A 20,957-nucleotide genomic window follows, 5' to 3' on the forward strand; every position below is an offset into this window, starting at 1 on the left:
ATCCTTCCCCCACCACCATCACTTCCAGATAGCATTAAATCCTCATTCGATAGTCATTGCCCTATGTTCTACCCATGCGGGAAGGATGAGAAGCTTCGACCAAGGTTCGATTCGAGCGTAGCGAGAAAGCGTTGCCGCAGGCAACGACCCGAAGGGCGAAGCGCTGAGTCATCCTTCCCCCACCACCATCACTTCCAGATAGCATTAAATCCCCATTCGATAGTCATTGCCCTAAGTTCTGCCCATGCGGGAAGGATGAGAAGCTTCGACCAGGGTTCGATTCGAGCGTAGTCATGCAGCATTAGCGGCGCGCCACTGTTTCACCATTTCAGTTGTCACCTCACGGCTATAGCAAATGGGTGAATATCCCCCCTGCCGGCTCCAGGCGCTTCGTCCACCGCAGGCGCGCCCATTACGCATGGCATTAAACGGGCATGGGCAATTTCCAGGATAGGCTGCAATCGACTCCTCAATGATGCGCTGCTTAATTTGATTATCCGAAATACCCGCGCTTTTCGCCTGGCTGGTTACGCTGAGAAAGCCCCCCAACAGCGCGCACATCACAATAAAAACCGTTCTTAACACCACAACACACCCTGAATAGCAAAATAAAGACCTGTATTAAATACAACGCCGCTCCCCGCAGTTTTGATTCGACACAATATTTTCTCTCGCCCATAAAAAAACCCTGCCTAAGCAGGGTTTTGTCTGTTCCCGCACGGAATTAATGACGCGCGCGTACAATCTGGTATTTGCGGGTCAGATATTCGACCGGCACGCTCCAGATGTGGACCAGACGCGAGAACGGGAATATCAGGAACAGCGTCATCCCGAGCACCAGGTGCATACGGAAGATAAACGCCACACCGTCCAGATACTGCGAAGCACCACCGTGGAAGGTCACCACGGACTGAGCCCAGTTCACCAGTTTCATCATCTCGCTACCGTCCATATGCTGGGCGGAGAACGGAATCGTCAACAGGCCCAGCGCACACTGGATAACCAGAATCGACAGCACCAGAATATCGGCACCGGTAGTGGTGGCACGCACGCGTGGACTGAACAGACGGCGTTTCAGCAACAGCACGCCGCCGACGAGGCACATCACGCCGGACGCGCCGCCCGCAAACATCGCCATCTTCTGTTTCACTTCCAGCGGCAGCCACGCTTCATACATCCAGTGCGGAGTCAGCATGCCCAGGAAGTGGCCGGCGAAAATCCCCAAAATCCCGATATGGAACAGGTTAGACGCCAGGTTCATCCCTTTACGATCCAGCATCTGGCTGGACGCCGCACGCCAGGTGTACTGACCGTAATCGTAGCGTAGCCAGCTGCCAATCAGGAAGACAGAACCCGCGATGTACGGATAGATGTCGAAGAAGAACATATTCAGGAAGTGCATTATTGCTGTCCTCCGTTAGAGATATTCAAATATTGCGGGGCAACGGCTCCGGCAAAACGACGCTGGTGATTGCTGATTTCCGACTCACCGCAGCCCTGATCGGCAAAGAATTTGACCTGCTCTTCTTCCCAGACCGCATCCAGCGCCTGTGGCGTATCATCACGGGCTTCGTCCGCAATTTTTTCCGCCACTTTCGCTTCGTCAACTGCGCTATTCGCCAGCTTCAGCAGCTGTTCGAACAGCACCGCATAAGCGCTTTCGCGCTGCTGCAGACGTGCGCAAAGCAATGCCAGAATTGGCGCGATATCCTGCAAACCGCCAATCGCCTCGCTCTCCGGCAACTGCGCCAGATATTCCAGATACAGCGGCAGGTGATCCGGCAGCTCGCGGCTGTCGAGTTCCAGACCGTGCTGTTGGTACTGATTCAGCAGATCCACCATCGCCTGCCCGCGGTCGCGGGATTCGCCGTGCACATGTTCAAACAGCAGCAGCGATGTTGCGCGGCCGCGGTCAAACAGCTCGCTGTACGCGGCCTGTGCATCCAGCGGATCCTGCGCGGTTAAATCGCGCAGGAAGATGCCCAGCGCCTGGGCATCCGCTTTATCCAGTTTCTCTGACGAGGCCAGAGCATCGAAGAGTTCACCTTGATGCTGCCACAAGGCAGCATCCGGGTACTCAAGCAAACGAGATACCACCACGAGTTCGATCATGCGTGCGGCTCCGTTTTGCTGCTCACATCCACCGAGTCAATACGACGGCTGTTGAACAGGTTGAACTTGGTGTCGGAACCGTGGCAGCCATCGCCGAAGCTAAAGCCGCAACCGTTTTTCTCCGGGAACGCTTCACGAGCCTGTTCGCGGTGGCTGCTTGGCACCACGAAACGATCTTCGTAGTTAGCAATCGCCAGGTAGCGATACATTTCCTGCGCCTGCGCTTCGGTCAGACCGACCTCTTCCAGCGCACGGGTATCGATAACACCATCGACGGTTTCCGTACGTTTGAAGTGACGCATTGCCAGCATACGTTTCAGCGCCAGCAGTACCGGCTGAGTGTCACCCGCGGTCAGCAGGTTCGCCAGGTACTGAACCGGGATACGCAGGCTTTCTACGTCTGGCAGAATACCGTTGCTGCCCAGTTCACCCGCGTCGGCCGCAGACTGAATCGGTGACAGCGGCGGTACGTACCACACCATTGGCAGCGTGCGGTATTCCGGGTGCAGCGGCAGCGCCAGCTTCCAGTCCATCGCCATTTTGTAAACCGGCGATTTCTGCGCCGCATCAATGACGCTCAGCGGAATGCCATCTTTCTGCGCCTGCTCAATCACTTTCGGATCGTTTGGATCGAGGAACACGTCCAGCTGACGCTGATACAGGTCTTTCTCGTTCTCGGTGCTCGCTGCGGTTTCAATCGCATCTGCGTCATACAGCAGCACGCCGAGGTAACGAATACGGCCTACACAGGTCTCAGAACACACGGTCGGCTGACCCGCTTCGATACGCGGGTAGCAGAAGATGCATTTCTCAGACTTGCCGCTCTTCCAGTTGAAGTAGATTTTTTTGTACGGGCAACCGGTGATACACATACGCCAGCCGCGGCATTTGTCCTGGTCGATCAGCACAATGCCGTCTTCTTCACGCTTGTAGATAGCACCGCTCGGGCAGGTGGCAACACACGCCGGGTTCAGGCAGTGTTCGCACAGGCGCGGCATGTACATCATGAAGGTGTTTTCGAACTGGCCGTACATCGCCTTCTGCATGTTTTCGAAGTTTTTGTCTTTCGACAGCTTCTCAAACTCGCCGCCCAGATCGTCTTCCCAGTTTGGACCTTTAGTGATCTTGTCCATACGCTTGCCGGTAATCAGCGAGCGTGGGCGGGCGATAGGCTGCGCTTTGCTATCAGCCGGGGCGTTATGCAGCGTCTGGTAGTCAAAATCAAACGGCTCGTAGTAATCATCGAGGCCCGGCAGATGCGGGTTAGCGAAGATTTTACCCAGCAGCAGCGCTTTGTTACCCATGCGCGGCACCAGTTTGCCGTTGATCTTACGGATCCAGCCGCCCTTCCATTTTTCCTGGTTTTCCCAGTCGGTTGGGAAGCCGGTGCCCGGCTTGGTTTCCACGTTGTTGAACCATGCGTACTCGGTCCCTTCACGGCTGGTCCAGACGTTTTTACAGGTGACTGAGCAGGTATGACAGCCGATGCACTTATCGAGATTCAGCACCATGCCGACTTGTGAACGAATTTTCATTTTACGCTCTCCTGTACCTGGTCGTTGCCTTCGCCATCCAGCCAGTTAATGTTCTTCATCTTACGTACCACTACGAACTCATCACGGTTAGAACCTACGGTGCCGTAGTAGTTAAAGCCGTACGCCAGGTGGCCATAGCCGCCGATCATATGGGTCGGTTTTGGCGTAATACGGGTCACCGAGTTATGGATCCCGCCGCGTTGACCGGTAATTTCAGAACCCGGCAGGTTCACGATACGTTCCTGCGCGTGGTACATCATGGTCATCCCGGCCGGTACGCGCTGGCTCACAACTGCACGTGCGGTCAGGGCACCATTGTTGTTGAAGACTTCAATCCAGTCGTTGTCTTCAATACCGATCTCTTTGGCATCTTCTTCGCTCATCCACACTACCGGACCGCCGCGACCTAAGGTCAACATCAGCAGGTTGTCGCTGTAGGTAGAGTGAATGCCCCATTTCTGGTGCGGCGTCAGGAAGTTCAGCGCCTTCTCTGGGTTGCCGTTGGATTTCTTGCCCATGACCTCTTTCACCGAACGGGTGTCGATAGGCGGACGGTAAACCAGCAGGCTTTCACCGAAATCACGCATCCACTGGTGATCCTGATACAGGGACTGGCGGCCAGACAGCGTACGCCATGGAATCAGCTCATGAACGTTGGTATAACCGGCATTATAAGAGACATGCTCGTCTTCCAGACCGGACCAGGTTGGGCTGGAGATAATCTTGCGCGGCTGCGCCTGAATATCGCGGAAGCGAATTTTCTCGTCTTCTTTATTGAGCGCCAGGTGCGTGTGGTCACGACCGGTAAACTCGCTCAGCGCCGCCCAGGCTTTCACCGCCACCTGACCGTTAGTTTCCGGTGCCAGGGTGAGGATCATTTCTGCCGCATCAATCGCCGTATCCAGCATCGGCTGGCCTTTGGCCGGGCCATCTGCCTTGGTGTAGTTGAGCTTACGCAGCAGATCCATTTCGCTCTGGGTGTTCCAGGCAATCCCTTTACCGCCGTTACCGATTTTTTCCATCAGCGGGCCGATGGAGGTAAAGCGCTCGTAGGTCGCCGGGTAATCACGTTCAACCGGAATGATATGCGGTGCGGTTTTGCCTGGGATCAGGTCGCATTCGCCTTTTTTCCAGTCCTTCACGTCTAACGGCTGCGCCAGTTCGGCGGCGGAGTCGTGCTGGATTGGCAGCGTCACCACGTCGGTTTCTTTGCCGAGGTGACCAACGCACACTTCGGAGAATTTCTTCGCGATACCTTTATAGATATCCCAGTCGCTTTTCGATTCCCATGCAGGGTCAACGGCAGCAGACAGCGGGTGAATAAACGGATGCATATCCGAGGTATTCATGTCGTCTTTTTCGTACCAGGTCGCCGTTGGCAACACGATGTCGGAGTAGAGACAGGTGCTCGACAGACGGAAGTCCAGCGTCACCACCAGATCCAGCTTGCCGTCGAGGCCGTTATCTTGCCATTCCACCTCTTCAGGTTTCATGCCGCCCTGCTTGCCCAGATCCACGCCCTGAATACCGTGCTCGGTACCCAGCAGGTACTTCAGCATGTATTCGTGGCCTTTACCGGAAGAGCCCAGCAGGTTTGAACGCCAGATGAACAGGTTACGCGGGTGGTTTTTACCGTTTTCCGGCTGTTCAGCTGCAAAACGGATAGTGCCTTCTTTCAGCGCCTTCACGGTGTAGTCCACCGGTGTCATACCAGCTTTCTTCGCTTCATCGGCGATACGCAGTGGGTTGGTGCCTAACTGTGGTGCAGACGGCAGCCAGCCCATACGTTCTGCGCGAACGTTAAAGTCCAGCAGATGGCCGGTGTAGCGGGATTTATCCGCCAGCGGTGACAGCAGTTCCTGCGCGGTAACCGACTCATAGCGCCATTGGCTGGAGTGGTTATAGAAGTAGGAGGTGCTGTTCATGTGACGCGCCGGACGCTGCCAGTCAAGGGCAAACGCCAGCGGCTGCCAGCCGGTCTGCGGACGCAGTTTTTCCTGACCCACATAGTGTGCCCAGCCGCCGCCGCTCTGACCAACACAGCCGCAGAACACCAGCATGTTGATGAGGCCACGATAGTTCATATCGAGGTGATACCAGTGGTTCAGACCGGCGCCGACGATAATCATGGAACGGCCGTGCGTCTTATCTGCGTTATCCGCAAACTCGCGGGCGGTGCGAATAATCTGCGCGCGCGGAACACCGGTAATTTTCTCAGCCCAGGCCGGGGTGTACGCTTTCACGTCATCGTAGCTGGTTGCACAGTTTTCATCGTTCAGACCGCGTTCCAGGCCGTAGTTGGCCATGGTCAGGTCGTACACGGTGGTGACCAGCGCGGTGGTACCGTCAGCCAGCTGCAGGCGTTTCACCGGCAGTTTGTGCAGCAGAATATTTTCCAGCTCAACGCTGGTGAAATGTTCGGTGCCGTCGCCGCCAAAGTACGGGAAGCCCACCTGCGCGATATCATCCTGGCTGCCGAGCAGGCTCAGCTGCAGTTCGGTCTCTTCGCCGGATTTACCGTCGCGCTGTTCCAGGTTCCACTTACCTTTTTCGCCCCAACGGAAGCCGATGGAACCGTTTGGTGCCACCATGTCGCCGTCGGTATTTACCGCCACGGTTTTCCACTCTGGGTTATTTTCCTGGCCCAGGGAATCTACGAGGTCAGCAGCACGCAGCATACGGCCTGCGGCGTAATAGCCTTCACGCTCTTCGAGCATCACCAGCATTGGCATGTCGGTGTAGCGACGCACGTAGTCGGTGAAGTACTGGCTTGGTTTGTCGAGGTGGAACTCGCGCAGCATCACGTGGCCCATTGCCAGCGCCATGGCCGCATCGGTACCCTGCTTCGGTGCCAGCCACAGATCGCACAGCTTGGCGATTTCGGCGTAGTCCGGGGTGATAGCTACGGTCTTGGTACCTTTGTAGCGAACTTCAGTGAAGAAGTGCGCATCCGGGGTACGGGTCTGCGGAACGTTAGAACCCCAGGCGATGATGTAGCTGGAGTTGTACCAGTCGGCGGATTCCGGAACGTCGGTCTGTTCGCCCCAGGTCTGCGGAGACGCTGGCGGTAAGTCACAGTACCAGTCGTAGAAGCTCAGGCAGGTACCGCCAATCAGCGACAGATAGCGTGCGCCGGAAGCGTAGGAAACCATCGACATCGCCGGAATTGGCGAGAAGCCCGCCACGCGGTCCGGGCCGTAGGTTTTTACGGTATAGACGTTAGATGCCGCAATCAGCTCATTCACTTCCTGCCAGGAGGAACGAACGAAGCCACCGCGACCACGCGCTTGCTTGAAGCTTTTGGCTTTATCGGCATCTTCAATAATGGACGCCCATGCATCAACCGGATCGCTGTGCAGCGTTTTCGCTTCACGCCACATTTTCATCAGGCGTTTACGCATCAGCGGATATTTCAGGCGGTTGGCGCTGTAGAGATACCAGGAATAGCTTGCACCGCGCGGGCAGCCGCGAGGTTCATGGTTTGGCAGGTCTGGGCGGGTACGCGGGTAGTCTGTCTGCTGGGTTTCCCAGGTGACCAGACCATTTTTGACATAAATTTTCCAGCTGCAGGAACCGGTGCAGTTAACGCCGTGCGTTGAACGTACGACCTTATCGTGCTGCCAGCGCTGGCGGTATCCATCTTCCCAATCCCGGTTGGTATCTAGAATCTGTCCGTGCCCATCGGCAAATGTTTCACCCTTTTGTTTAAAGTAGCGAAACCGGTCCAGGAATTTACTCATCGGGTCTCTCCTGTTTGGAGCCTTACGGCTCTCTGATAAGTCGACATTGCTGAATTTGCAGCGAAGGTAACGCGCTGAAACATTGAGGGAATTGATAACGATCAAGGTGGCTTTGCTTTATTACTGCCGCCAAAAACACAAATACCACCTTGGTGGTAGTTATTTTTATTTTTTAACACCCTGTAAATTAAGACTTTTTATCAAAAAACAAATATTACAAGCTGTAAAAAACGGCTCTGTCGGTATTAAGGGGTAGAGACTTTTTATCGCCTGCAAAGCCATTGCGGGCACGATGCTCACGGAATGAAAAATACCAACAGTATGTTGTAACTAAGTGGCGGTAAAAATAAAGGTGCGAAACCTCGCACCTTTATTCACAAATAACGCTTCAGGTTATTTCTTCGCTTTACGTCCGTAAACGGCCCACGTCACAACGACGCAGACAATATAGAACACGAGAAACACTTTCATTGCGCCAGCCGGGGAGCCGGTCATTTCCAGCGAAATACCGAACGATTTCGGAATGAAGAAACCGCCAACCGCGCCAATCGCAGAGATAAAGCCCAACGCCGCCGCCGTATCCGTTGCCGCTTCACGCAGAGCATGTTCTTCGCTGCCACCCTGCGCTTTCACGCGATCCATGGTCAATTTCCGGAAGATAACGGAGATCATCTGGAAGGTGGATGCGCTACCCAGCCCGGCCGTCACGAACAGGCCCATGAACACCGTAAAGAATGCCACGAAGTTTCCGCCCTGGCCGTTGGTTGGCAGAGTCAGGAACAACAGTGCCGAGAAAATAGCCATCGCGATGAAGTTTATCAGCGTCACGCGAGTCCCGCCCAGACGATCGGAAATACCGCCTCCGAGAGAACGCGCCAGCGCACCGATGAACGGGCCGAAGAAGGCAAAGTGCAGAATATTGATATCCGGGAACTGGGTTTTCGACAGCATGGCAAAGCCCGCAGAGAATCCGATGAACGAGCCGAAGGTCGCCAGATAAAGCACCGCCATAATCCACAGGTGGCCACGTTTGAGCACCGGCAACTGCTCACTCAGTGACGCTTTAGAAGCGGACAGATCATTCATGCCAAACCAAGCTGCCAGCGTGAAGAAAATCAGGAACGGTACCCAGATCCACGCGGCATTTTCTACGAACAAGACAGAGCCGTCTGCCTGTTCAACACCTTTACCGCCGAAGATAGCGAAAATGGACATGCCGATGGCCAGTGGTGCAACCAGCTGCATCACGCTCACGCCCATGTTGCCCAGACCGCCATTCAGACCCAACGCGCTACCCTGCTTCGCTTTCGGGAAGAAGAAGCTGATGTTAGCCATACTAGAGGCAAAATTCGCGCCAGCGAAACCGCACAGTAGCGCAATAACCACAAAGACGCTAAACGGCGTGGTAGGATCTTGCACCGCAATACCGAGCCACACGCACGGAATAATCATTATCCCGGTACTGAATGCCGTCCAGCGGCGTCCGCCAAAAATCGGCACCATAAATGCGTAAGGAACTCGCAGGAGTGCCCCTGATAAGCCCGGCAGTGCGGTCAGCATGAAGAGCTGGTCGGTGGTAAACTGGAAACCTACTTTCGGTAAATTGACGGCAACGGCACTGAACAACATCCATACGCAAAATGCTAACAGTAAACACGGTACTGAAATCCACAGGTTCCGGCTCGCGACGCGGTGACCGCGCTCTTGCCAGAACGCCGGATCTTCCGGACGCCAGTCGGTAATGACAGCGCCGGTAGCCCTTTCGGGGGCAGTGGAGTGACTCATAGACACCTCTGATTATTAATATTAACCCTGCCACAGTAGGGTTTACACCGCGCGGTAAGTTGATATAAATCAAAGGAAAAGTTGTCCACATCTTGCTTAAAAAAACATCATCACCCTTTGTGGGTAGGTTTTTACGCCAAAAAAAACCTGTTTTATCACATGGCTGTTATGCTGCTAGCCCATTCCCCCCACCATCTTGACTATGATGGAAATAAAGGAGTACCTCTTTTGAGGTATGGGTATACTCCAGGCGATAGCCGAAAATACCGCCACTCGCCGGAGAGACTTCCGCCAGGAGCCACATCGAAGAATGTTTAGACGTTTTTTTACACCACTCACGCTAGTGAATCAACTGGCGCTCATCGTACTGCTGTCTACCCTCATCGGGGTGGCGAGTATGATGATTTCTGCACGGCTAATAAACGGCGTCCAGGGTAGCGCGCATGCGATTAATCAGGCTGGTTCACTGCGTATGCAGAGCTATCGCCTGCTCGCGGCGATCCCGGTGAAAGAGAGCGACCAGGCGCTGTTTGATGAAATGCAGCGCACTGTATTCAGCCCCGAACTGCAGCTCGCCGCCGAACGCGACGGACAGGTCAAACAACTGGCCTCGCTGCAACAGTACTGGCTGACCTACCTCGCGCCCGATATTCACCATGCGCAGACACAGAGCGCGGTTGCCAACGATTTAAGTGGCTTCGTTGACCGTATCAATCAGCTGGTCACCGTCTTCGATCACACCACCGAGGAGCGTATCGCCCACGTGGTGTGGATGCACCGGCTGATGGCCGTTTTCATGGCGCTGCTGTTTATCTTCACCGTTTTCTGGCTACGCACCCGTCTGCTTCACCCGTGGCGTCAGCTGCTGCGTATGGCGGAAGCTATCAGTCATCGTGATTTTACCTACCGTGCGCAAATCAGCGGTCGTAATGAGATGGCGACGCTGGGCATGGCGCTGAATAACATGTCCGCAGAGCTGGCAGAAAGCTACGCCTCGCTGGAAAAACGGGTGCAGGAAAAAACCGCCGGGCTTGAGCAAAAAAATGCCATCCTCTCCTTCTTATGGCAGGCCAATCGCCGCCTGCATTCCAGCGTACCGCTGTGCGAACGAATCTCCCCGGTGCTCAACGGCCTGCAAGAACTGACCCCGCTGCGCGAGATTGAGGTGCGGGTCTACGATATTGAAGACGAAGAGAATCATCAGGAATTTAGCTGTCATTCCGGCTGGGAGTGCGACGACAAAGGTTGCTACCTCTGCCCGCGTGACGTTGATATGTCAGCCGCTGACGGCGTCACGCTAAAATGGCGTCTGACCGATCCGCGTAATCAATACGGCATTCTGCTCGCCACCCTGCCGCACGGCCGCGAACTGAGCCACGATCAGCAGCAGCTGGTTGATACCCTGCTGGAACAGTTAACGTCGACGCTGGCGCTGGATAAACAGCTGGAACGCCAGCAACAGCTGATTGTCATGGAAGAGCGCGCCACGATTGCCCGCGAGCTACACGACTCCATCGCCCAATCGCTGTCATGCATGAAAATGCAGGTCAGCTGCCTGCAAATGATGCAGAACGAGCAGTCCTCCCCGGAAAGCCGTGAGCTGCTGGGCCAGGTGCGCAATGAATTGAACTCTTCCTGGGCGCAGTTACGTGAGCTGCTGACCACGTTCCGCCTGAAACTGACCGAGTCCGGCCTACGTCCGGCGCTGGAGTCCAGCTGCAAAGAGTACAGCGGCCACTTTGGCTTCCCGGTTCAGCTTGATTACCAACTTCCACCGCGCTACGTGCCCTCACATCAGGCAATTCACGTTCTGCAAATCGCCCGCGAAGCGCTGAGCAACGCGTTAAAACACTCGCAGGCAACGGATGTACAAGTCAGCGTCACCCAACAGGGCAACCAGGTAAAAATGGTGGTGACGGATAACGGCTGTGGCGTGCCGCAGCATGCTGAACGCAGTAACCATTATGGCCTTATTATTATGCGTGACCGCGCGCAGAGCCTGCGCGGCGATTGCCAGGTTCGCCGTCGTGAAAGCGGCGGTACTGAAGTCGTGGTTACGTTTGTCCCCGAAAAATCGCTTTCAACTCCCCAAGGAGAAATCCATGAGTAATCAGGAACGGGCTACTATCCTGCTAATTGACGATCATCCCATGCTGCGTACCGGCGTAAAACAGCTGGTCAGCATGGCATCGGATATTCAGGTCGTGGGCGAAGCCAGCAACGGTGAGCAAGGTATTGAGCTGGCAGAAGCGCTCGATCCAGACCTGATCCTGCTTGACCTCAACATGCCCGGCATGAACGGTCTGGAAACCCTCGACAAGCTGCGCGAGAAATCGCTCTCCGGCCGCGTCGTGGTGTTTAGCGTTTCCAACCATGAAGAAGATGTCGTCACCGCCCTCAAACGCGGCGCGGATGGCTATCTGTTAAAAGACATGGAGCCAGAAGATCTGCTGAAAGCCCTGCAACAGGCTGCCGCGGGTGAAATGGTATTGAGCGAAGCGTTAACGCCGGTGTTGGCGGCCAGCCTGCGCGCCAACCGCGCCACCTCGGATCGCGATATCAACCAGTTAACCCCGCGCGAGCGCGATATTCTGAAGCTCATCGCTCAGGGTCTGCCGAATAAGATGATTGCCCGACGCCTCGATATCACGGAAAGCACCGTGAAGGTTCACGTCAAACATATGCTCAAGAAAATGAAGCTGAAATCCCGCGTCGAAGCAGCCGTTTGGGTCCATCAGGATCGTATCTTCTAAACCGTACGTCGCTTAATTGTCGTGACAGGGATTCAGTCACGCACAATTAAGGCGTCGTTCCCGACCAGCCATAGTTCATCGGTGCAAAGCTGACGACCGGCTCGATCAATGCCAGCGTTATCTCATTCGAGGTGACGCGCTGGCCCTTCTTATCTTCGACAATAACCGACAGATGCCAGGTGTTGCTGGCCCCTTCGCTGTAATCCCAGGCAGGCATGATGATACTCCAGCCTTCGGTGCCATTATTGGAAGCCGGCGGTGTCAGACTCAACGCGGTGGTGTCTCCCTGCCAGGTCAATGACTTCACGCCGTATTCATCACGCACCTGCAGCTTCAATTCCACGGTTTCATAGCCGGTCAGGTTCCACGGCGGCGTTGCCAGGTACACCGTCAGGCTCTTGCGCTGACGATACTCCATCACCGGCAGATTATTACGCTCCGGCGCATCATAGCGGCTGCCGCGCAGCGTACGGGTTTGCGCGACTTCATCGGCGGCGAGCTGTTTTTTGAGCGGCACGCCAAACCGGTAGTTCACCTTCATCCCCAGATTGTTCTGGTTGACCCCGCTTTCCCCCTGTTTGTGCTGGGCGCTAAAAGTCAGCAGCGGAACCGGGGTGTAATTCAGGCCCAGAGAAACCGCCACCGGGTTATGGTAGCCGGTACCGGTACGGAACAGATCGACGCTATCGCCGAAATACTGCTCGACGCTAACGCTGGTGTTGATGTGGTTATAGGCGGGGATCCAGGCCTGCGCGGTGACGTCGTAGCCGCGGGCCATACGCTGTTGCAGCGTGGTGCCGGTATTTTGCCAATCGCGCAGCGGATGGTAATAGTTGGCGGAAAAGCGCAGATTCTCACCCCAGGCTTCCGCGCCAATGCCGCCGCGGTTGAGGTTTTCATCCAGCAGACTGTCATAGAAGGTGTTGTAGCCCAGCAGCCAGTGCCCGGCGACCCAGCGCTGTCCAACGCCAAGATTACCGACCAGGCCGTCATCTTGTTGGGTGACGCCAAGCTGGCTCCAGGTGAGATAGCGGGTGTTGTCCTCTAGCGGAACAAACCAGCTGCCGTGGCTGCCGGTCAGCTTACCCTGTTCATCGACCAGCATCTGAATATTGGTATTGCCCCACGGCGACAGCCAGCTTTCAAGCTGCTGGTTCATCTGGCCGTTGATTCGCTCCTGGAGCTGGGTCAGCGCGAATAACCGCGCCTGCTCGCCGGTATCAAGCCCATTGTCGGTCATGCTCGCTTCGCCGAAGGATTTCACCATCTCCGCCAGCTGTTTTTCCGCATCATGATTTTCCGGCGCAATGCTGAGATCCGGCAAATCATCGAAGGGATGTTCCGCCTCTTCGATAAACGACTGTCGCGCACGTGCGCCACCGCTAGCCAGCATTAACAGCACCAAACATGACGAATAAAAACGTAAAGCGACCACCACAACCTCATTGCAAACTCAAAAGAGGGTCAAATGCCACCGACCCTGATTTTGTAGTTTAGCCTTTTTAGCTGTCGCCTTCAGCCCTCGCGCCCCATTCCAGGAATAGACTGAATAATCATGAAATCATCACCTTCGGTTGCGCACAGGCCAATAGCGCTTTCAGCTCAGGAATACACGAGCCGCAGTTGGTGCCGCATTTCAGCATTTTGCCGAGCTCTCCCGGCGTCGAGCAGCCTTGTTTTTCAATCGCTTCGGCGATGGTTTTTTCACCGACGCTGAAACAGCTGCAAACAATTTTCCCCACCGCAGGCCGCGCCAAATCCCGTCCACCGAGCAGTGCGTGACGTTCAATCAACGTTTGCGGCGCCAGGTTAAACGCGCCTTCGATAAGCGCGGAGTCAAGCTCCGGCAGCGTGCGGCTACTCCAGAACCCCAGCATCAGCTGCCCCTGTTCCCAGGCCAACAGGTGCCACGTCTCCCCGAGGCTGGCGACCTGAATCTGCCAACCGTAACGCTGACACCAGGCTAATAGTTCCGACTGAATCGTCCGTTCGCCGCATACCGTCAGATGATGCAGCCCTGGTACAGCCTTACGCCACCAGTGCAGATGAGGCGGGAGGTCTACCGGAGAACGGGAGTAAAGCTCGCCCTGCCAGCGCGGTTGCCACGGGGCGATGCGCACCGCCGTCTGTTTGCTTTCAGGTTGTCCCGAATGCGGGTCGACGACCGCATCGACCAGGCTATTGATTTTCCCCTGCCGCGAATAACAGTCGTTCCAGTGCATCGGCGTAAAGAGTGAGCCAGGACGCTGGCTGTCACTCACCACGGCCCGTGCCACCATCACCCCTCGCGGAGAGCTGATCCGCGCCAGTTCACCGTCATTCAGGCCAAAACGGACGGCATCCTGGGGGGCTATCTCAACGATGGGCTGAGGAATATGCTGCATCAGCCGCGGCACATCCCCGGTGCGGGTCATGGTATGCCACTGGTCACGGATACGGCCGCTGTTTAGGATTAGCGGATACAGCGGTTCGGGACGCGCCTGCATTCCCTGCGGCGTCACCGGCACCATTCTCAGCTGACCATCGCCGCGCCAGCCGCGCTGCAGATCCCACGTATTCTCGCGGCGGCTGACCGGCCAGCGTACCGGCTCTAACGCATCCCACTGTTCGCGCGTCAGCGCTGACAGCCCGCTGATATCAAAAGCCCGCTGGCCATCATTCTCAAAGCCTGAAAGCGCCGCATGCTCGCTAAACACCTCATGTGGATGCTGCCAGCCAAAGGCGGCGGCAAAGCCGAGCTGTTTCGCCAGCTGGGCGATAATCCACCAGTCGGCCTTAGCCTCCCCGGGCGCTGGCAGAAACGCCCGTTGACGCGAGATCCGCCGCTCGGAGTTGGTCACAGTGCCGTTTTTCTCCCCCCAGCCCAGCGCCGGAAAACGAACGTGGGCATAGCGCGAAGTATCGGTCTCTGCCGCCACTTCAGAGACAATAACCAGCGGGCACGCTGCCAGCGCTAGGCTCACCGCATGGCTGTCCGGCAACGATACCGCCGGATTGGTGCCCATAATCCAGACCGCTTTCACCTCACCGCGCCCAATGGCGGAAAACAAGTCCACCGCCATCAGCCCCGGGGTTTGCGCCAGCCGCTCAGTGCCCCAAAAACGCGCCACCCGCGCGAGATCCGCGGGTTCAAAATTCATATGCGCCGCCAGCATCGTCGCCAGGCCGCCGACTTCCCGGCCGCCCATCGCATTTGGCTGTCCGGTCAGCGAAAACGGCCCGCAGCCCGCGCGGCCGAATTTCCCGCTGGCTAAATGGACGTTAATAATGGCGTTGCATTTGTCGCTGCCGCTGGAGGACTGATTAATGCCCATGGTGTAGAGGGTGATGGCGCGCGGGGCGGCCATGAAGTCCTGATAAAACGCCTGCACGTCGACCTCTGTCAGGCCGCAAAAATCGGCGACTCTTGTGACCGTCCACTCTGCCGCCCGATCCAGTGCGACATCAGCATCGGCAAAGGCCGTTTCCACCTTGCCGGTTTCGGCTATCGCCTGGAGCAGGCCGACAAATAAGCCCGCGTCCGTACCCGGCGCGATCGCCAGATGGCGGTCCGCGATATCGCAGGTGGCGGTGCGCCGTGGGTCGATCACCACCACTTTCATCTGTGAATTATTGAGCTTTGCCTGCACCAGCCGTTGATACAGCACCGGGTGCGCCCAGGCGGCGTTCGATCCCACCAGTACCACCAGATCGCTGCACTCTACATCCTCATAGCTGCACGGCACCACATCCGCACCAAACGCCCGTTTGTAGCCGGTCACGGCGGAAGACATACACAGGCGTGAGTTGGTATCGATGTTTCCCGCGCCGATAAACCCTTTCATGAGCTTATTGGCCGCATAGTAATCTTCGGTTAATAGCTGGCCGGAGGCGTAAAACGCCACCGCCTGCGGGCCATGCTCGGCGATAATCGCCCGCAGGCGCTCACCGGCCGCGCTCAATGCCTGCGGCCAACTGACCTGTTGGCCGTCAAGCTGCGGATGCAGCAATCGCCCGGCGAGCCCGGTGGTTTCGCCAAGCGCCGCCCCTTTCACGCACAGCCGCCCAAAGTTGGCCGGATGCGCATCATCGCCCTGCACGCTCACCTCGCCGTCATGCACGCTTGCCAACACCCCGCAGCCGACGCCGCAATACGGGCAGGTGGTTCGGGTTTGCGTCATGATGCCTCCGCGCGCATCACCAGCGCCTGGTTGCCGACCCACACTTTGCCGTCTTCAATCCTCACCGGCCACACCCGCACCATCGGCTCACCGCTCTCGCATGAGCACCCATCGCGCAGGCGAATACGCTGTTTATACAGCGGGGAGATAACCATCGGCTCGCCGCCGGCATCCCCCAAAAGCCCACGCGACAGGACGTTGGCCTGGCTGCCCGGCTCCTGGTTATCCAGGGCATAGATTTTGTCATTCAAGCGAAACAGCGCGATTTGCATCTCGCCAAGACGGGCGCCAATTCCGGCCTGCGGTGGAATGGCTTCGACGGAGCAGACGGCCTGCCACGGTTTATTACTCGCGGCCAGCACCGGCAGTTCCGCCACGGGCGCAAGCTGCAATTGCCCACGAACCGGCTGGCGCGCCACGGCTTCATCCGGGCTGTCGCTATTCACAAACGAACGGAACAGCGCTAACCGCTGCGGGTCGTTGAGGGTCGTTTGCCATTCGCACTGGTAGCTGTCGATAACTCGCGCCATCTCCTGCTCCAGCTCTTCGCCAATCCCCAGTGAATCATCGAGGATCACGCTTTTGAGGTAATCGAGCCCACCTTCGAGATTGTCCATCCAGGTGCTGGTGCGCTGGAGGCGATCGGCGGTGCGAATATAGAACATCAGGAAACGATCGACGGTACGCAGCAAGGCGGCATCGTCGAGATCGCTGGCAAATAGATCCCCATGACGCGGCTTCATCCCACCGTTACCGCACAGATAGAGGTTCCAGCCCTTATCCGTGGCGATCACCCCGACATCCTTACTCTGCGCTTCGGCACATTCGCGGGTGCAGCCGGAGACCGCCATTTTGATTTTATGCGGCGCGCGCAGCCCTTTGTAACGGTGTTCAAGCGTCACCGCCAGCCCGGTGGAATCCTGCACGCCGTAGCGGCACCAGGTGGAGCCGACGCAGGATTTTACCGTCCGCAGCGATTTGCCATACGCATGGCCAGTTTCGAAGCCCGCCGCCAGCAGCTCGCGCCAGATATCCGGCAGCTGTTCCAGCCGCGCCCCAAAGAGGTCAATACGCTGGCCGCCGGTGATTTTGCTATACAGCGCGTACCGTTTGGCGATATGACCAATCGCTATCAGTCCATCCGGCGTCACTTCTCCCGCCGGCATCCGCGGCACAATCGAGTAGGTGCCGTCTTTTTGAATATTGGCAAAATAACGATCGTTGGTGTCCTGCAGCGGCAAATGCGCAGGCTTGAGCAGGTATTCGTTCCAGCACGACGCCAGCACCGAGCCCACCAGCGGTTTACAGATCTCGCAGCCGTCACCGTGACCATAGCGCTGGATCAGCTGTTCGAAGGTATGAATGCGGTTGACCCGCACCAGGTGATAAATCTCCTGTCGCGAGTATGGGAAGTGTTCGCAGATATCTTTTTTCACCTCTACGCCCTGCTGTTCCAGCTGGTACTCCATTACCTGTTTCACCAGCGCGCTACAGCCGCCGCAGCCGGTCGCCGCTTTGGTACAGCTTTTAATCGCGCCAATGCTGGTCGCGCCAGCGCTGACCGCCTGGCAAATATCCCCTTTGCTGACGTTATGGCACGAACAAATCTGCGCGCTGTCCGGCAAAGCGGCAACGCCCAAGGCTTTCGGGGCGGAACCTTCCAGCGCCGGCAGGATCAGCGACTCAGGGCGTGATGGCAGCGCTATATCGTTCAGCATCATCTGTAAAAGCGTGGCGTAATCGCTGGCATCGCCCACCAGCACGCCGCCCAGGAGCTTTTTGCCATCGGCGCTAACCACGATTTTTTTATAAACCTGCTCCGGGCCATGGATCCACTGATAGCTCTGGCTGCCAGCGGTACGCCCCTGGGCATCGCCAAAGGAGGCCACATCAACGCCCAGCAGCTTGAGTTTGGTGCTCATGTCCGCGCCGGTAAAAGCGGCCTCTTCACTGGCGAGCGTTGCCGCAGCGACCCGCGCCATCTGGTAGCCCGGTGCCACCAGGCCATAGATTTTGTTATCCCACAGCGCACATTCACCGATAGCGAAAATATCGGCGGCGGAAGTCTGGCACTGGTTGTCCACCGCGATACCACCGCGCTCGCCAAGGAGGATCCCGGCGCTACGGGCTAGCGCATCCTGCGGGCGGATCCCGGCGGAGAACACCACCATATCGGTTTCCAGGCTGCTGCCGTCGGCAAAGTTCAGCACCAGCCCATCGGCCATTGGCGTGATGGCGGTCGTGGCTTTGCTGGTGTGCACGCCGACGCCTAAATCAACAATCTTCTCCCGCAGCATCGCCGCGCCGCCGTTATCGAGCTGAACCGCCATCAGATTAGGAGCAAACTCAACCACTTCCGTCGCAAGCCCCAGCTGGCGTAGCGCATTCGCCGCCTCTAGCCCCAGCAGTCCACCACCAATCACTACGCCACGAGTGGCCGTTTTCGCCCGCGCCGCAATAGCATCCAAATCGTCCAGAGTACGGTACACAAAGCAGCCCGGCAGATCGTTACCGGGAATCGGCGGCACAAACGGATAGGAGCCGGTAGCCAGCACCAGTTTATCCCAGTGCAGCTCATGGCCTTCGGCGTCGCGGATAAGACGAGCATCAATATCGATGTCGGTTATCGTCTGCGAGAGGCGCAGCTCAATGCCATGCTCAGCAAAGAAATCACCGGCCACCAGCGACAGCGAATCCGCACTGCGCCCGGCAAAGTACTCTGATAAATGAACCCGGTCATAGGCGGCGTAGCGCTCCTCGCCAAAGACCACAATCTGATACTGCTGATGCAGGTTACGGCTGACACATTGCTCAAGAAAATGGTGGCCGACCATACCGTGTCCCACCACTGCTAATGTTGATTTTGTCATGGTTTTCGTTCCTGCAGCCGATGGCTGCGTCGTGAATTGGTCGAAGATCCAACCCGCTTGCGCAGGCTGCGTGGAATGCAGTAAATCGGTGAAGGTGGCGGCACTGGCGCAGTCGCCCAGCAGCAAAACGCCGGTCAGTTGTCCATCTCGTATCAGCAGTCGGCGATAGTGTCCGGTCTGTGGGTCAAGCGAGCTCCATTGTTCATCTTCCGTCGTGGCCTGTATTTGCCCGGCGCTGAAGAGATCGATGCCGGTGACTTTCAGCCGCGTGCCGCCGTCCTGCCAGTGAAAATCATCGCCAGGTGTACCCGTAAGTCTTGCGGCCAGCACGTCCGCCTGCTGCATACAAGGCGCCACCAGGCCGAAGGTTTGGCCGTCGATTTCGCAGCACTCGCCGATGGCGCTCACTCCCGCAACCGCCGTAGCCAGCTGGCGGTTGACGATAATCCCGCGATCGCAGGCAATACCGGCGCGTTGCGCCAGCGAAATGTTGGGCCGCACGCCGGTGGCCATCACCACCCGCGCGGCGGGAATTTCTCGCCCATCGCTGAGTTGCACCGCCTGAGGGGTAATCCGTTGAATATTGGCATTAAGCTCACAACCGATGCCGCGCTCCGCCAGACGCTGGGCCAGCAGCGCCCCGGCCTGTTCGTCCAGCTGCTGTTCCATCAACCGATCGCCGCGATGAATTAAAGTGACGTTGTCACCTAATCGCCGTAACGCAGCCGCCGCCTCGACGCCTAATACGCCCCCACCAATCACCACCGCATCGCCGGGCTGCGCCAGAATGGCATCCACATCCTTGATGGTGCGGAAGGGAAAAACGTGCGGCAGGTCGATACCCGGTAGCGGTGGTAAAAAGGCCGCAGAACCGCAGGCAAACACCAGTTCATCCCACGCCAGCTCGCGATGAGTTGTGCGAACCCTGCGCGCCGACGTATCCACCGCCAGCGCCGTTTCACCGCAGCACAGGGTGATCCCATGGTCGATGTACCACTGCGCCGGGTGCAACTGCGTCTGCGCAAAGGTCTTTTCCCCACCTAACACCGGCGACAGCTGAATGCGGTTATAGGCCGGATGCGGCTCGTCACCGATAATGGTTATCGCAAACGCATCAGGGGCAGCGGCCACCAGCGTTTCCGCCAGCCGGGTAGCCGCCATGCCATTACCAATCATGACCAGTTGCCGCATACGTCTCCTCCCTTACGCCGCTTTCGGCTGTTTTTCATAGAGGAAATGGAGGATTTGCTGGCGCAGGTGGTGATAACGGCTATCCTCCGCCAGCTGTACCCGATTGCGCGGGCGCGGTAAATTGACGTCGAGAATCTCGCCGACGGTGGCGGCTGGGCCATTGGTCATCATCATCACCCGGTCCGAGAGCAGTACTGCTTCATCCACATCATGGGTGATCAGCACGATGGTGGTATTCAGCGCCTGCTGAATTTGCATCACTGAATCCTGGAGGTGCGCCCGGGTCAGCGCGTCCAGCGCGCCAAACGGCTCATCCATCAACAAGACTTTGGGTTTCATCGCCAGCGCCCGGGCGATGCCTACGCGCTGCTTCATGCCGCCTGAGATTTCCCCGGGGCGTTTGTGCATCGCATGCCCCATCTGCACGCGGTCAAGGTTGTGCTCAATCCACTCCCGGCGTTCGGCTTTGCTCATGCTGCGCTGGAAGACGTGGTCAACCGCCAGCGCGACGTTATCGAAGCAGCTCAGCCACGGCAGCAGCGAGTGGTTTTGAAACACCACCGCGCGTTCCGGGCCGGGACCGGCAATTTCACGGTTATCGCAGATAAGCCCGCCTTCGGTCGGCAGCGTGATACCGGCGATCAGGTTCAACAGCGTGGATTTCCCACAGCCGGAGTGGCCTATCAGGCTGACGGTTTCACCTTCGTGAATATCGAAAGAGACGTTTTGCAGCGCCAGAAACTCGCCGCTGTCGGTGTGAAAACGCTGGCTTACGGCCTGCACCTGAATTAATGGTTTCATCATTTTCTCC

General features: G+C 57.2%; 12 protein-coding genes and 1 other RNA gene. 3 read left to right on the plus strand and 10 right to left on the minus strand.

Annotation, left to right across the window (positions count from 1 at the left end; genetic code table 11):
• The first annotated feature begins 64 nt into the window (after positions 1-64).
• Positions 65-188: non-coding RNA, RtT sRNA (locus LZ634_RS18995), on the plus strand.
• 103 nt (positions 189-291) lie between these two features.
• Here the strand turns inward: LZ634_RS18995 and LZ634_RS19000 are convergent.
• From LZ634_RS19000 to LZ634_RS19025, 6 genes are all read right to left on the minus strand, one after another.
• Entirely contained in the window at positions 292-561 is a 270-nt protein-coding gene (locus LZ634_RS19000) for a hypothetical protein (RefSeq protein WP_234508059.1), read from the minus strand.
• Between the two features lie 163 nt (positions 562-724).
• Positions 725-1,402, minus strand: a complete 678-nt coding sequence (gene narI / locus LZ634_RS19005) for a respiratory nitrate reductase subunit gamma (RefSeq protein ID WP_234508010.1) — start codon at positions 1,400-1,402, stop codon at positions 725-727.
• Positions 1,402-2,112, minus strand: coding sequence for a nitrate reductase molybdenum cofactor assembly chaperone (gene narJ, locus LZ634_RS19010; protein WP_234508012.1), 711 nt, complete (start codon positions 2,110-2,112; stop codon positions 1,402-1,404). The genes narI and narJ overlap by 1 nt, the downstream gene beginning before the upstream one ends.
• Positions 2,109-3,647, minus strand: a complete 1,539-nt coding sequence (gene narH, locus LZ634_RS19015; protein WP_061281357.1) for a nitrate reductase subunit beta — start codon at positions 3,645-3,647, stop codon at positions 2,109-2,111. The genes narJ and narH overlap by 4 nt, the downstream gene beginning before the upstream one ends.
• Positions 3,644-7,387, minus strand: a complete 3,744-nt coding sequence (locus LZ634_RS19020; protein ID WP_234508013.1) for a nitrate reductase subunit alpha — start codon at positions 7,385-7,387, stop codon at positions 3,644-3,646. The genes narH and LZ634_RS19020 overlap by 4 nt, the downstream gene beginning before the upstream one ends.
• 393 nt (positions 7,388-7,780) lie before the next feature.
• Complete coding sequence (locus LZ634_RS19025) at positions 7,781-9,172, minus strand: NarK family nitrate/nitrite MFS transporter (RefSeq protein WP_234508015.1); 1,392 nt, start codon at positions 9,170-9,172, stop codon at positions 7,781-7,783.
• Positions 9,173-9,482: 310 nt separating this feature from the next.
• Here LZ634_RS19025 and narX point away from each other — a divergent pair, with 310 nt between their 5' ends.
• Together narX and narL are read left to right on the plus strand one after the other, a co-directional pair.
• The gene (gene narX, locus LZ634_RS19030; RefSeq protein WP_234508017.1) at positions 9,483-11,282 is read left to right on the plus strand and encodes a nitrate/nitrite two-component system sensor histidine kinase NarX; all 1,800 of its coding nucleotides are present in this window, start codon (positions 9,483-9,485) and stop codon (positions 11,280-11,282) included.
• The gene (gene narL, locus LZ634_RS19035; protein WP_052284392.1) at positions 11,275-11,925 is read left to right on the plus strand and encodes a two-component system response regulator NarL; all 651 of its coding nucleotides are present in this window, start codon (positions 11,275-11,277) and stop codon (positions 11,923-11,925) included. The genes narX and narL overlap by 8 nt, the downstream gene beginning before the upstream one ends.
• A gap of 46 nt (positions 11,926-11,971) precedes the next feature.
• Here the strand turns inward: narL and LZ634_RS19040 are convergent, their stop codons facing one another.
• The 4 genes from LZ634_RS19040 to LZ634_RS19055 form a co-directional block, all read right to left on the minus strand.
• On the minus strand, positions 11,972-13,363 hold the full coding sequence (locus LZ634_RS19040) for a YchO/YchP family invasin (RefSeq protein ID WP_414467751.1): 1,392 nt from the start codon (positions 13,361-13,363) through the stop codon (positions 11,972-11,974).
• Positions 13,364-13,478: 115 nt separating this feature from the next.
• Positions 13,479-16,085: a nitrate reductase gene (locus tag LZ634_RS19045; protein ID WP_234508019.1), complete on the minus strand. Its 2,607-nt coding sequence runs from the start codon at positions 16,083-16,085 to the stop codon at positions 13,479-13,481.
• A complete protein-coding gene (gene nirB / locus LZ634_RS19050; protein ID WP_234508021.1) occupies positions 16,082-20,146 on the minus strand; it encodes a nitrite reductase large subunit NirB in 4,065 nt (1,354 codons plus the stop codon). Before nirB ends, LZ634_RS19045 begins: the two co-directional genes overlap by 4 nt.
• Before the next feature lie 12 nt (positions 20,147-20,158).
• A complete protein-coding gene (locus tag LZ634_RS19055) occupies positions 20,159-20,947 on the minus strand; it encodes an ABC transporter ATP-binding protein (RefSeq protein WP_234508063.1) in 789 nt (262 codons plus the stop codon).
• Between the last annotated feature and the right edge of the window lie 10 nt (positions 20,948-20,957).

It is taken from the genome of Kluyvera intermedia (assembly GCF_021440345.1).
GTDB classification, from domain to species: Bacteria; Pseudomonadota; Gammaproteobacteria; order Enterobacterales; family Enterobacteriaceae; genus Kluyvera; species Kluyvera intermedia_A.